10 protein-coding genes and 1 pseudogene are annotated in these 13,737 nt (G+C 45.7%); 7 read left to right on the forward strand and 4 right to left on the reverse strand.

The window, feature by feature from the left end:
- The first annotated feature begins 78 nt into the window (after positions 1-78).
- The 6 genes from JGK16_RS16055 to JGK16_RS16080 all read left to right on the forward strand — a co-directional run bounded on the left by JGK16_RS16055 (position 79) and on the right by JGK16_RS16080 (position 4,320).
- Positions 79-297: a DUF3285 domain-containing protein gene (locus JGK16_RS16055; RefSeq protein ID WP_293148240.1), complete on the forward strand. Its 219-nt coding sequence runs from the start codon at positions 79-81 to the stop codon at positions 295-297.
- 207 nt (positions 298-504) lie between these two features.
- Positions 505-1,029, forward strand: a complete 525-nt coding sequence (gene ybeY, locus JGK16_RS16060; protein WP_293182833.1) for an rRNA maturation RNase YbeY — start codon at positions 505-507, stop codon at positions 1,027-1,029.
- A gap of 161 nt (positions 1,030-1,190) precedes the next feature.
- Positions 1,191-1,700 carry a diacylglycerol kinase family protein gene (locus JGK16_RS16065; protein WP_293182831.1) on the forward strand — a complete coding sequence of 170 codons (510 nt, stop codon included), beginning with the start codon at positions 1,191-1,193 and terminating at the stop codon, positions 1,698-1,700.
- Between the two features lie 182 nt (positions 1,701-1,882).
- The gene (locus JGK16_RS16070; RefSeq protein ID WP_293182829.1) at positions 1,883-2,470 is read left to right on the forward strand and encodes an aminodeoxychorismate/anthranilate synthase component II; all 588 of its coding nucleotides are present in this window, start codon (positions 1,883-1,885) and stop codon (positions 2,468-2,470) included.
- A 253-nt stretch (positions 2,471-2,723) separates the two neighbouring features.
- The gene (locus JGK16_RS16075; protein ID WP_293191333.1) at positions 2,724-3,506 is read left to right on the forward strand and encodes an MBL fold metallo-hydrolase; all 783 of its coding nucleotides are present in this window, start codon (positions 2,724-2,726) and stop codon (positions 3,504-3,506) included.
- Between the two features lie 169 nt (positions 3,507-3,675).
- Complete coding sequence (locus JGK16_RS16080; protein ID WP_293182825.1) at positions 3,676-4,320, forward strand: fasciclin domain-containing protein; 645 nt, start codon at positions 3,676-3,678, stop codon at positions 4,318-4,320.
- 147 nt (positions 4,321-4,467) lie between these two features.
- On the opposite strand, the gene JGK16_RS16085 is transcribed toward JGK16_RS16080, so the two are convergent.
- Complete coding sequence (locus tag JGK16_RS16085) at positions 4,468-7,143, reverse strand: CHASE4 domain-containing protein (RefSeq protein WP_293191336.1); 2,676 nt, start codon at positions 7,141-7,143, stop codon at positions 4,468-4,470.
- Between the two features lie 286 nt (positions 7,144-7,429).
- On the opposite strand from JGK16_RS16085, the pseudogene JGK16_RS16090 reads away from it, so the two are divergent.
- Positions 7,430-8,514, forward strand: a pseudogene (locus tag JGK16_RS16090) (transposase).
- Positions 8,515-8,670: 156 nt separating this feature from the next.
- Here JGK16_RS16090 and JGK16_RS16095 read toward each other — a convergent pair.
- The 3 genes from JGK16_RS16095 to JGK16_RS16105 form a co-directional block, all read right to left on the reverse strand.
- Positions 8,671-9,222 carry a hypothetical protein gene (locus JGK16_RS16095; protein WP_293192530.1) on the reverse strand — a complete coding sequence of 184 codons (552 nt, stop codon included), beginning with the start codon at positions 9,220-9,222 and terminating at the stop codon, positions 8,671-8,673.
- Between the two features lie 749 nt (positions 9,223-9,971).
- On the reverse strand, positions 9,972-10,976 hold the full coding sequence (locus tag JGK16_RS16100) for an RNA polymerase sigma factor, RpoD/SigA family (RefSeq protein WP_293184266.1): 1,005 nt from the start codon (positions 10,974-10,976) through the stop codon (positions 9,972-9,974).
- A gap of 912 nt (positions 10,977-11,888) precedes the next feature.
- Positions 11,889-13,625 (reverse strand): ATP-binding protein, encoded by a 1,737-nt coding sequence (locus JGK16_RS16105; RefSeq protein ID WP_293184264.1) that lies wholly within the window; start codon positions 13,623-13,625, stop codon positions 11,889-11,891.
- Between the last annotated feature and the right edge of the window lie 112 nt (positions 13,626-13,737).

The raw sequence follows: 13,737 nt of genomic DNA on the forward strand, positions 1-13,737 counted from the left end.
AAAACGTTACAAATTTGTTAACATCGTGGCGAGTCTGTCCTCCGCAGCCTCTGGTGTTAACCTTCTAAAATAACCGCTATGACTCAACCTCCCTCGCCAACAACCTCCGAAGAATCCGCCCCCGAAACCCCGATCGCCCCGACAAACAATGCACCTCCACCGAGTTATGTCAAGCTAGCCATGCGGAATATGGTTCGCAAGCGGGCGACTTCTCTGTTTCATTTTGCTTTGACGGCGGCTGGACTTTTGGGCGTACTCGTCGGTTTGGCTTTTCTCGATCGCTATTTCAACTCTTAGAATACCGATTGAAACCGCGTCGATACAGACACTCACGCACTAGAAAGCGGGTTAAATACCGGGGGGTTCGATCCGATCGTGCGATCGACCCATTGCAATCTTGAACAGATTATTGTAATCTTCCTGCTAAAAGCAAAAAGTCGATTAGCCCGCCCAATTTTCACTTATCAAAAAATTCAATACATCCCTTGACAAAAGAACCAAAAAATGATAATTGAGGTGAACGTCGAAGACTGTTATGGGTTCGCCGACGCTGACAACCTCCCGGAGAATCAACCCAGCGGGGAGATTGCCGCCCAAACCTGGGAAAATTGGTTTAGCGTTTGGCTAGAAAACCAGCAAGCAGATGTGCCAGAAGCCCCCGGCTACGAAGTCAGTCTGCGTTTAACCGCCGATGCCGATATCCAAGCCCTCAACGCCCAGTACCGTCAACAAGATCGATCGACCGATGTACTAGCTTTCGCCGCATTAGAGGTAGACTGTCCTCAAAGAGAGGAAATGCAGTCATCCGAACCCCTATACTTGGGTGATATCATCATCTCGATCGACACAGCGAAGCGACAAGCCCAGCAGCAAGGACATTCCCTAAAGACTGAACTAGCTTGGCTCGCATCCCACGGTTTTTTGCATCTTTTGGGCTGGGATCACCCGGATGAGGAAAGTCTGACTCAAATGCTCGATCGACAAGAAACACTGCTGCGCGCGATCGGACTTGAGATCCAAACAGCATAACTGACGTTGATGGTGACTTAACCAATCATGTCAACCCAAACATAACTTTCTGAAATCATACCAAAACTTTAGTAAAAACTTAGGAAAGTTAACTAGACTTGATGAAGGAAATTTTCAAAGTCTAGCTTTCGTTAATCTCTGTAACTTAAAGTTGGTTGTTTATGCCACTAGATCAACCGTCAATTTCATCAAACATCCCACCGTTTGCGATCGTGCCTCCAGATTCTGCCATGCCTACAGTCCACGAGCCGAAAAAAGCCTTGAAATACAAGCGAGAGCTTTCCTGGAAAATCGCATCTAGTTTAGCTACGAGTTTTCGGTATGCTTGGGGTGGGCTAACCTATGCTTTTGAAACTCAGCGCAATTTTCGGATTCACACTGTTATAGGAACTTTGGCGATCGGACTCGGACTATTTTTGCACCTCAAACCTGTAGAAATATCAGTGATCGGCGTCACAATTGGTATAGTTTTAGCAATGGAATTGTTGAACACGGCGATCGAATCAGTGGTAGACTTAACCGTCGGGCAATCTTACCACGAACTCGCCAAAATTGCCAAAGACTGCGCTGCCGGAGCCGTTCTGGTATCCGCAATGGCTGCGGCCATTGTCGCTGCTGCACTGCTGCTTCCTCCGTTATGGGTAGTTGTTCAAATTGCGATCGTCCGTTAGTAAACTTGATTGGGCAAGCTAAATTTTAGGTTTTAGATGACCAACTTGAGATTTTTGGTTTTATTCCTACATATTGGAGCTATTTTAATCTTGGGCATCTATCTAAAATATTCCAACTCTTGCATTCAGGCAGCGAGTCAATCTAAAATCTAAAATCTAAAACCTAAAATCCAATTTAACCCGTGATTATAGTCATCGATAACTACGACAGTTTTACATACAATTTGGTACAGTATCTAGGAGAACTCGGTGCTGAGTTGCCCGTAGCAAAAGAAGTCCAAGTCTACCGCAACGATCAAATTTATTTAGAAGATATTCGCCGATTGCAACCCGCAGCAGTAGTAATTTCTCCAGGCCCAGGGCGGCCGGAAGATGCGGGGATTTCTCTGAAATTGATCGAAGAATTGGGGCCGACTCTACCAATTTTAGGCGTGTGTCTCGGACATCAAAGTATTGGTCAAGTATTCGGTGGCAAAATTGTTTCCGCACCGATATTGATGCACGGCAAAACTTCTCAGGTAGAACACGCAGGAGTCGGAGTTTTTGTAGGTGTAGAATCGCCGATGATTGCAACTCGCTATCACAGTTTGGTAATTGAAAAAGAGAGTTGTCCAGAAGTTTTGGAAGTTACGGCTTGGGTGGAAGATGGCACGATTATGGGCGTGCGTCATCGGGAATATCCACACATTGAAGGCGTACAGTTTCATCCGGAAAGTATTTTGACTACTTCGGGAAAGCAATTATTGCGGAATTTTTTGGAACGGCTTTAAGAAGAAGGAAGAAGGAAGAAGGAAGAAGGAAGAAGGAAGAAGGGAGAAAGACATACATACACACTCAGCTTGAATGCGAGCCGTATTTTACGTTTAATCAAGTGGATTTGCTTATGTTGAGAGTTGAGTTTCTCTGGATTTGTAGAGTAGGCAATGGGAACCTTACGGGAAAACTCGATCGCACATTTCGCACCTGGCGGCATTTTGTGATATAACAACAAACGACCAACACCCGATAACCGCAACCAAAAAGATGAAACGGCGACAATTAATAAGTTACGCACAGACGGGTTTGCTAGCGGCTTTCTTCACTGGTTTGCCATCTGGATGGGAAAGCTATCAAGCTCAAACTGCTGGTTCTTTGTCGGTTCAGTGGTTAGGGCACACTTGCTTCTTGTTTGCCGGTGGCGGTGCGAGGGTGCTGGTGAATCCTTTTCGCCCCCTGGGCTGTACGGCAGGCTATCGTTCTCCTAAAGTCCCCACAGATTTGATTCTGATTAGCAGCAGATTGCTTGATGAAGGGGCGGTAGACGGATTTTCGGGCAATCCCGGCCTTTTGTACGAACCGGGCACTTATAGGTCTAACGGGCTCAGGATTCAAGGGATTCGGACGCAGAAAGACCGTGAAGGAGGAAGGCGGTTTGGGGTGAATGTGGCTTGGCTCTGGCAGCAAGCCGGTGTTAAGATTTTACACTTGGGCGGAGTCGCTGGCCCGATCGGCATTGAAGAACAAATCTTAATCGGGCGGCCGGATATTTTGCTAATTCCCGTGGGCGGAGGGCCGAAAGCTTACACTCCGGCGGAAGCGAAGCAAACTGTGCAACTGCTCAAACCGAAAATGGTGATTCCCACACACTTCAAAACCCAAGCCGCCGATGCTGCTGCGTGCGATTTAGTATCGCTAGATGAATTCTTGGGCCTAATGGATGGTACATCGATACGCCGATCGAATAACGACACGATTTCGGTCAAATCTGCTGACTTACCGCAAACAGGTTCGGTGATTGAGGTTTTGAGTTACAGATTTAGCGGTTGAGCTTCTTTTTACCTGAGCTTGCGCTATAGTAAGGGAGTTTTAGTCGATCGACAATCCCAGCTCATTTTATCTCTACCGAGTGCCTTTGGCAACCTTACCTTTTGCGGAAATTTGGCTAACATAACAATTCACGTTCACTGTTTTATTGTCATAAGGAAAAGCAAGCCCAATGAAAAATCAAAATTTACCTAGCTGGATGAAACAACTCACAGGTTTCGCAGGAGTAATCGGCGCTAGTGCGTTGATTGGTTTCCCCGCTTGGGCTCACATCAACTCCAGCACAACTGTTAGCAATACAACACCAACTCAACAAGTTGCAGGAAATGTGAAAATTGCTGCTTCACCAGCACCAACAGCCTCACCGAAATCAACCACTTCACCAGCACCAACAGCCGCTACTAAGGATATTGTCGCTATTGCATCTGGCGACGCTCAATTTAAGACATTGACTAAAGCCTTGACAGCCGCAGATTTAGTTAAAACCCTCCAAGGAAAAGGCCCTTTCACTGTTTTTGCACCGACAGACGCGGCATTTGCTGCTGTGCCAAAAGCAACTTTGGATGATTTGCTCAAACCAGCAAATAAAGCCAAACTTGTTAAGGTTTTGACTTACCACGTTGTTTCTGGTTCAGTTTTATCTACCAGCCTCAAATCCGGCGATGTTAAAAGTGTGGAAGGCGGCTCGCTGAAGGTGGTAGTTGCCGCAGGCAAAGTTACTGTTAGCGGCGCTAATGTTGTGAAAGCTGACATCAAAGCTAGCAATGGCGTTATTCACGTAATTGACAAAGTTTTGATCCCTGCTGATGCGAAGTAGGACGAGCATTTTGGGTCTCAAATGATTTCAAATTAGGTACGTTGTTGGGCTTAAGCCCTCTTTGATCTACAGGTATAAAGGAGGCTCAACCCCAACAACGTACCTTTATTTATTAATATCACAGTAATCCAAACGTATTGGGATAGATTACAATAGTGTCGGCAACATGAGAGTAAAAGTTGACCCCTTGCCTAACTCGCTATTAACAGTAATTTCTCCCCCCAGCATCTCAGAGTATTTCTGCGCTATAGCCAAACCCAAACCCGTACCTCCGTACTTGCGGGTAGTCGAAGCATCAGCTTGCGTAAAAGGTTGAAATAACTTTTCTAGCTGTTCCGGAGTCATCCCAATTCCCGTATCAGTACAATTAAAAATTAACTCTTCAACATCCCAACTATTCTCGTCATTTTGATTTTTTTTAACGCTGAGTGTAACAATCCCTTGCTGAGTAAACTTCGCTGCATTGCTGAGCAAATTAAATAAAATTTGAGTTAACTTAGTTTTATCGGAATGCAATTGGCCAATATTAGGATCGCATTCAACATTCAGGCGATTGTTGTTTCGGAAAAATAACGGCTCAACAGTTTTTACTACATCTTTAATTGTCTCGAATACGTCAAAAGTTTCTAATTCAAGTTCCCCGTGACCTGCTTCAATCTTCGACAAATCCAGAATATCATTAATCAATCCGAGTAAATGGTTGCCTGCATTGTGAATTCTTTCCAAATCCGACACAAAGTCTTCTTCGCCAATATCTAAAGCATCTTCTTGCAGAATCTCGCTGTAACCGATAATCGCATTCAGAGGAGTTCGCAGTTCGTGGCTCATGTTAGCCAAAAATTGACTTTTCGCGAAATTAGCTGCTTCTGCTGCTTCTTTTGCCTTATAAAGTTCTGCCTCGGCTTGCAAGCGGTCGGTTACGTCGTGAGCCAGCACTAATTCAGCATTTCTGCTGTCAAATATCAGGGTATAAGAAGTAATTTCTACATCAATAATTGTGCCGTTTTTTGTCTGGTGCTGCCACACACCCCCAAAATCAATTCCGGCATCTACTTGGGATATATCTTCTAGCAATCTGGACAGTTCTTGGCGCGGACGAATATCCGCAACGGTCATGTTGAGAAATTCGTGGCGAGTGTACCCGTAGTGCTCTACAGCAGCGTGATTGACGGCTATAAATTCCAGAGTTTCTAAGTCGTAAACCCACATCGGATGGGGGTTGTTTTTAAACAAAAGTCTGTAGCGTTCTTCCGAGGCTCGGAGTTCGGCTTCGGCTTGCTTGCGCTCGGTAATGTCGCGGATAACAGTGCAAATAATCTCGCGGCCGCCGTAGGAAATCAGGCTGGCGCTTACTTCCACATCCACGCAGGAACCGTCTCGGCGGCGGTAGAGAACTTCGCCAATTCTGAGTTGTTTCTCTCTTAGCAGGAACAGGATATTTCGGTCAACCAGGTCTTTGGAATAGGCGACGATATCGTAAACACTCAGTTGCGAAATTGCATCAAGACTGTAATCGAGCAAGTTTCTAAAGGCTGTATTGGCTTCTAAAATGCGTTTGGTTTGAGCGTCCCACAGGAAAATGCAGTCTGTAGCTTGCTCGACTACGGCTTGGTAGCGGGCTTTTTCCTCAAGTTGTTCGCTTTCGGCGATCGCGATCGTCCCGAGCATTCCATTGATAGTATGGGCAAGGTCGGCCAACTCGTCTGCGCCCGTGACCGGCAGTCGCACCGAGAGGTCTTGGCTGCTGCTGACGCGGTTAACTGCTTTCGCCAAACTGCTCAACCGAGACAGCACCAAACGCTCAATCAGCAGCAGAGTGCAGCCGATAAACCCCATTCCCGCTAACCCTACAGACACCAGCAGGTACATTAAACTGGTTTGACCTTGGCGGTAGATTTCTCTGGGCATATCCACCCGTAGAAGTAGCGCCGGTCGATCGTAAATATCCCGGATCAAAGCATAACCCGCCATCAAATCTTCGCTGACAGGACGCACAAAAATCGGTTTTTTTCCCGACAGTTTGTGTCGCGCTTTCAGAAAGTCAGCCGGTAAATGAGCTTCATTAACGCTGTGTACAATCAGCGGCAACCGAGTAATTTTAGAAAGCTTCTCAATGCCCGCAGCATCGAAATTGCGCCCGAATACCAGCGTGCCCCGAATCGGGCCGGTGCTTTTTGTAGTGAGAATTGGCCGGGAAGTAATCAGTATCGGCCCTGAGGGCAGCAGCAGGACACCAGCGAGGCTGCTTTTGGCGTTGGGGTGCTGCAACAGCGGGTCGTTGAGAGAAATATGCTCTTTTAATGCTTCTGGAACAGGCGTTAGTTTCATCTTGTCGCTGTCTAAACCCGTACCGTAAACTATTTTGCCAGAAGTATTGACAAATATGGCTAGATGAACTCTCAAATTATTCAGCCCTTCTGGAACTAAATTCGAGGCAATGAATTCTGAGTTGCGGTTTTGGATAAAAGTGTAGGTGTCATCCCACGCAGACCAGTCAGCAAAGCGCGAGTTGAAGTCGTCTGCGGTTTGCCCGAACACGCTGAGCACTCCCTTGACAACCTGTGTGGCTTCTTGTTCCTCTGCTTTGACAAGGCTGCCCAAAAGGATGCTGGAGGAGGCTGCATAGAGAATGCCAGTCAGTCCAGCGATGGTAATGCCAACTATTGATAGTGTTTTCCGACGCAGTTTCATCTTGCCGAGTGTGTGATGTCCGTCTGAAATTCTCAACTCAGGAGCAATTTTACTGCTGTTTCCTGAATCCTGGCTGCTGGCGCTGCACCAGTCTCCCGAGAGGGAGTATTGTAGGGTGCCCCGTAGCCTCACATTTTCTCGGATATTTCCAGTTTCTTGTGTGACGCACTCTACTGCTGCCTTGTTAAGGAGTATACAACTAACATCCGCTAACTTCAGGCATGGGGATGAGACCTGGGTTTTTGTTAAACAAGATTTTCGCCAAACGGGAAAAGCCTCTTAGAAATTAGGTTGGGTTGAGGCACTCGTACCGAACAAATAGGTTTTAGCTTCGCTTTACCAAAAACTTGGGTTTAAAGCCCCGTCCTTCTAGGACGGCTTTGTGTTAGATTTTTAACGTAGCGAGTTCCTACGTAAGATGTTCGTTCTAGAATTCAAGGCGATCGGCAAATTAAATCAGTACGCAGCAATAGACGAAGCAGTCAGAACTGCTCAATTCGTTCGGAATAAGTGCATCCGTTTTTGGATCGACAACCGAGGAGTAGGGCAAAAAGACTTGTACCGTCACAGCACTGCGCTCAGAGAAGAGTTTGCTTTTGTCAAAGACTTGAATTCTAGTGCTTGCCAAGCCTCTGTGGAAAGGGCTTATTCTGCCATTGCTCGGTTCTACGACAACTGCAAGAAAGCTGTTCCCGGAAAGAAAGGTTATCCGACTTTCAAGAAAAACAGTCGCTCAGTTGAGTATAAAGTCAGCGGCTGGAAACTCTCAGAAACTCGGAAGCAAATCTACGTTCAATTTGCAATCAGCGCTGACAACAATGTAGATACAACGCCAGCAGGTAAAACAGTTGGATTGGACGTGGGACTGAAAGAGTTTTATACAGACTCCGATGGTCATGTTGAACCGAATCCCAAGTTTTACAGAAAAAGCGAGAAACAGTTGAAGTTTCGACAACGCCGTGTTTCTCGCAAAAAGAAAGGCTCTGCCAACCGCAAGAAAGCAATTAATCGATTAGGGCGAGTACACCTCAAAATAAGTCGGCAACGTGAAGAACACGCCAAGAAACTGGCGCGTTGCGTAATCCAATCTAACGATTTGGTCGCCTATGAAAATTTGAGGATAAAGAATCTAGTAAAGAATCACTGTCTCGCTAAATCAATTATGGTATCAATTCAGAAAGTGGTTGGAGTATTTTGGCGTAAAGTTTGGCAGGGTAACTGTCGCAGTCAATCCTGCTTATACTTCGCAAAAATGTTCAAATTGCGGTGCAATCGTAAAAAAATCCCTATCCGTAAGAACCCACGCTTGTGAATGTGGGTTTGTTATGGATAGGGATTGGAACGCAGCGATTAATATTCTGAAATTAGCCTTGAGTACGGTAGGGCATACCGGAACTTGGGTCTTAAACCCGAACGCTTTGGGAGATTCGACCTCTACTTTGACGCTCAGAAATCCTGTCTGAGCAAGTTGAGTCTATGAACAAAGAATCCCCTCGCCTTTAGGCAGGGGAGTGTCAATATACCCAAGAAACCAAGAAAATCGCGCAGGTATTGGTTAGACGATTTTCACCAATGAATGCAACTGTAGGGAAACTCCAAACTCTTATGCAGTAAATCATTCCCAATTCTTTAATCCCCAATCGAAAATCGAAAATAGTATTAATTTCCCCAAACCTGCTGTTTGTGAGCTTCCTTGCAAATACCTAAAATGCGCCGATCGTTGTCGCTGACGGCCCAAATAGGGTAATACTGTTGCAGGTTTACGGAGTAGGGAGAGCGACTGCCGTCGTAAGTGTCCACTACTGTTAAATTTAACTGAGTTCGCTCCGCAGTGCCGTAAAAACAGTAAAAAGCAGACCGAGGCAGGTAAAAAGCGCCGACTACTTTACTCTGTCGCATTTCAAATACAAAATATTCTTTTTTAATTTGATCGGGCTGGCTCGACTGGCCGTAGAGGTATATACCCTCTGCTAAACCTGTGCTAGCGGTATCTGGCGCAGCATTTGGGAGGGATTGGGAGGTGAAAAGGCCGGATTTGATGTCCGATTGCTGTGCCTCGCCTAGGGGAAATTCGATGCTGAAGTTACCGGGCGAGAGAGCAAGGGCGATCGCCTCTAAAGTGCTTGTTAATACGATCGAATAAGTCAAAACCACTTGCTTGCCCCAAAGTTTCAAATACCTGCTGCGCCGCCCTTCTTGTACCTGTTTCAAAGAGATATTACAGAAACCGGGTATTTGGCTTAATCCTGAATATTAACTTGAATTTTCGATCGCCCGCCCGGTTCCTAAATTCAAATCTCAGATTAGGAATAGAAATTAAATAACTTAAGCAAATTTGTGGGATGGGCGGGAGAGCCCGTGCAGAAAGGACGGGCTCTCCCGCCCATCCCACAACAATCATCAGTTTTGATAAATTGCGATCGCCCATCAAGTGCGATCGACATCTTAAATATAGCGCTTTTCAAATCTCTCTTCTGTACTCGTCAGCCTACCAATTACCCATTATACCATTTTTCTAAAGATCAGATAGAGATAAAGGACGACAAGACGTTGTAATTCTCTCGTTTCCCTTGTTTGCAAAAGTCTGTCATAACTTTAAAAAAATGGTATTACTATCTGTACCTCACTCAGATCGTGTCCAGTGCATGACCATCACAAAAAGGGTTCGTAGTGCGGACTTCAGTCCGCATCTAAAAAGCGGACTGAAGTCCGCACTACGAACTTTACTTATTTTGGTCAATTGGCCAGAAAGCGGACTGAAGTCCGCACTACGAACTTTACTTATTTTGGTCAATTGGCCAAAAAGCGGACTGAAGTCCGCACTACGAACTTTACTTATTTTGGTCGATCGACCGGACATGATATCACTTCAAAATTGCTTGGGATAAAAGTATCCTTCCCGGAGGCGCCTGCACAAAAAAAGAGTTGAGATTTGGAGAAAATCTCAACTCTTTTAGTGACTAACTAGCCAAATATTCTCGGACTTGAGACTGACGCCGCCGCAGGTGGGCGAGGGCTTGATGTTCTAGCTGTCGCACCCGTTCGCGGCTGAGATTGAGCCGTTCTCCGACTTTCGCCAGAGACATTTCGGTGCCGTCTTCCAAACCAAAGCGCAGAACAATCACATCTCGTTGCTGGGGGGTCAGTTCTGATATCAAGGTATTGAGGTCTTGCCGCAGCAATTCCGAAGTAATGTAGTTGTCTGGAGATGCTGTTTCGTCTTCTAAGAGTTCTTGCAGTTCCGTATCTTGGTTATCTCCTACGCGCAAGTCCAAAGAAACTGGATGTCTTGCCATCAGCAGGTATTCCCTAATTTGGGAAGGTTGCAGTTCCAGGGCGGTGGCAATTTCCGCAGGCGAGGGAGAACGGCCCAACTGCTGGGTGAGTTCCCGCTGCACTTTTTTGATTTTGTTGAGTTTTTCGGTGATGTGAATTGGCAATCGAATGGTGCGGGCGTGTTGGGCGATCGCGCGAGTGATTGCTTGGCGAATCCACCAGTAGGCATAGGTAGAAAATTTGTATCCCCGCATCGGGTCAAATTTTTCGACTCCCCGTTCTAAACCGAGGGTGCCTTCTTGAATTAAATCCAAGAATTCCATATTGCGTTTCTGGTATTTTTTGGCGATCGCAACTACTAGGCGCAAATTCGCTTCAATCATCTTTTGCTTGGCGCGCCGCCCTAACTGCAAGATCCGGTTCAGTTCGGCTTCGGTCAACTCCATTTGGGCAGCCCACTCTTCATTCGTCAGATCTCGCTGCCATTCTTTAGCAAGCGCTTGTTTTGCTTCGATTAATTTCATCATTTGCTGTACCTGCTTCCCGAAAACAATCTCTTCTTCTCGGGTTAGCAGGGGTACTCGACCGATCTCGTGCAGATAGGTACGAACCGTATCCGTTGAGGAGTATGGCCGGCTGCCCATGCGATCGGCTTTCACTGTTTTGGTTTTGGGGGTGGTAGTGGACATGGGTGAGTATTGCACTCCTTGTAACAACAGATAAAAAGTTGGTGATACCCTGTCCCACTTTTACAAGTGGGATAAAGACTGCGACAGGGGGGATGTTACCCCTCCTGTTTATCGGTGACGATCGGTAGAAGCTTGTTGTTTTGGATTACTTTTGTGCTTGATTGTCCAGTAATCCCCGTCGATTTTCCGTAGCTTGCTAGCTTTAACGGCTAGTTCTAGGCGAAGTGAATTTGAGTTTACTTTTCTCAATATTATTCCAAATTTTGAGGCTCGTAAAGGGTAAAAACCTCTGTCTTAAGGTCAAGATTCTACATTTTTCCTTAAGGTTTTCAATTCCCTGCTAGTTTTAAGTGCAACTCAACTTCACAATACTCATGCAAACAGACTCAAGCAAACACGCTCATGCAAACAGACTCATGCAATTCGAGGGCTTTGTTTAGCTCTCTATTCCATCATCGCTTGAATTTTTCTCGCTGCCTAGATGCTGCGATGCGAGATAACCGAACTCGATCGCCGTATTCGCTGCGACTTACCGTTTAAAATATTTCTTGACATTTTTATTTAAATATGCTAATCAACTTTTGCTGTCAGTGAGTAAAGATATATTAAGAGCGGGATGTTTGGCTATTTGAGTTAAATTTTGCCGATCGACTGAACAATATTTAACCTTATCCAATTTTTATGAAGTTAGGGATGATGGGTGACGGGTGTGAGGGCAAAAGCCCTTGCTTCATTCAGTTGACAGTTGACAGTTGACAGTTGACAGTTGACAGTTGACCGCTTGACAGTTGGTTGTTATTAGAATTTTTGCATAAATCTTCGATCGCCGGGCCGCAGATGCAAGGCAGATAAACACGGATAAACGCAGATTATTTTCAGATTGGACAGCTTGGGAAAGCAATCTTGTCTCATCTAAAATCCCAAATCCATTTTAGCAGATTCTGCCTCAGCAAACACTTGTTCATCCGGCATTTCTTGCCAGTCAATATCCCCAATTTCTTTGTAGAATTGCTCATCGTAGGGACGAGTCTGGACAACTACCGGCATCGGTACGGCGTGCCCCAAAACTAAAGCTTGCTGTTTGGAGTCGAGTTTGGCTAAAACCGATCGCAAACTCTGGCCTCCAGAAACGCCCGTAAAGATAGCATCGATGTCTTTATCGTCGTTTAGCAAAGCTGTGATCCGCGTGCCGACTTGCGACATCACCTCGCCGTCGATACCGGAGGGACGCTGGTCTACAATCAGCAGAGTTACGAAGTATTTTCGCATTTCGCGGGCGATCGTCCCGAAAATAGTCGATCGCACGATCGCCGGATCCAGAAAGCGGTGGGCTTCCTCAATGGTAATCACTAACGGTTGCGGGCGATCGCACGGATTTTTACTCATCAAAAACTTCTCAGCTTTCCGCACGTAAGCTCCGTGAATCCGGCGAGTAATCACATTTGCTGCTAACATATATGACAGCAAATCCGAGTGCGAACCAAACTCGATTACTACATTTTTCCCACTATCCAAACACTGCAAAACTTCAGTGACATAATTTTTGGGACAGCGTTTGCGAATGTATTTCAAATCATTTAAACGCTCTAATTTCCGCTGCAAAGCCATAATCGAAGATTTATTTCCCCGCTTTTCTTCGCAAAACATTTGAATATCTTCGTTGGTCATTTCCAGCAACTTGTTAATCCAACCCTTGCCCAACTCATTTCGCAAAATGATCGCATTTTCGATACTAGCTTCCGACAAATTTAACTCCCGCTGGACTAGCGAGATATCTTCCACTTCAATTTCCTCGAAACTCAAAAACAACTCTTGAGCATCGCGGACTCCCCGGCGCTTTGTAGACTCTGGATCGAGAGTATAAATCTGTATTTTATCGGGAAACAACTGCCGCAAACCTTTAACAGTGCTAAATTGTTTTCCTTCGGAAACCGCTTCCCACCCGTACTCCGAGTGCATATCAAAAATTAGATTGACAGCAGCTTGCTTGCGAATAATGCCCGACAGCAGCAAGCGCGTCAAAAAAGATTTTCCTGTTCCAGACTTACCAAAAACTCCGTTGCTGCGTTCCACAAATCTGTCTAAGTCCAAGCACACAGCCACGTCCATGTCAATCGGTTTGCCGATCGCAAAATTGCGGCGATATGGATCATCTTCCCAGCCAAAAACCGCTCGAAAATCGGTTTCTTTGGCATCAAACACCTGGGAAAAGTGGCTGGGAATCGTTTTCACCGGCAGCAATTCCATATCGGCGCCACTTTGCGGCTCAAAAGAACCCAAATTTCCTAAAGCCAGCTTTTTATCGGGGACTCCGTTACCTGTGGGATTGAAGATGGCTTGAGATTTTTCTTTTTCCGCAGTCAGCATCAACATGGGCGCAAGCTCGATCGTACCGTAGGTGCTGCTACCTGCGAGGACTGCGAGGAGAAAATCGTCGTTGGGGTTGGGAGGATTGGATAAAATCCGACTGCTGGATGTTCCAAGAGACACATCGGTGAGCATACAGAAAAAGTGCGATCGTACCCCCCGCACTACTAAAAATTTCCCCACCCTCATATCTTCCACTGAAACGTCGGCGTGCAGTCGCACTTCTAATCCCTTGCTGAGGGAACCTTGAATAACAGAGCCTAACGGTTTGTCATTAATCATTAGTCAGTTGTTAGTTATTAGTTGTTATTTGTTAGTTATTAGTTGTTATTTGTTATTTGTTATTTGTTATTTGGGGAGCATCTCATTTTTGAAAAAAGCATTTTTCATTATA

This window comes from Microcoleus sp. PH2017_09_SFU_O_A, from assembly GCF_020738625.1.
Taxonomy (GTDB): Bacteria; Cyanobacteriota; Cyanobacteriia; order Cyanobacteriales; family Microcoleaceae; genus Microcoleus.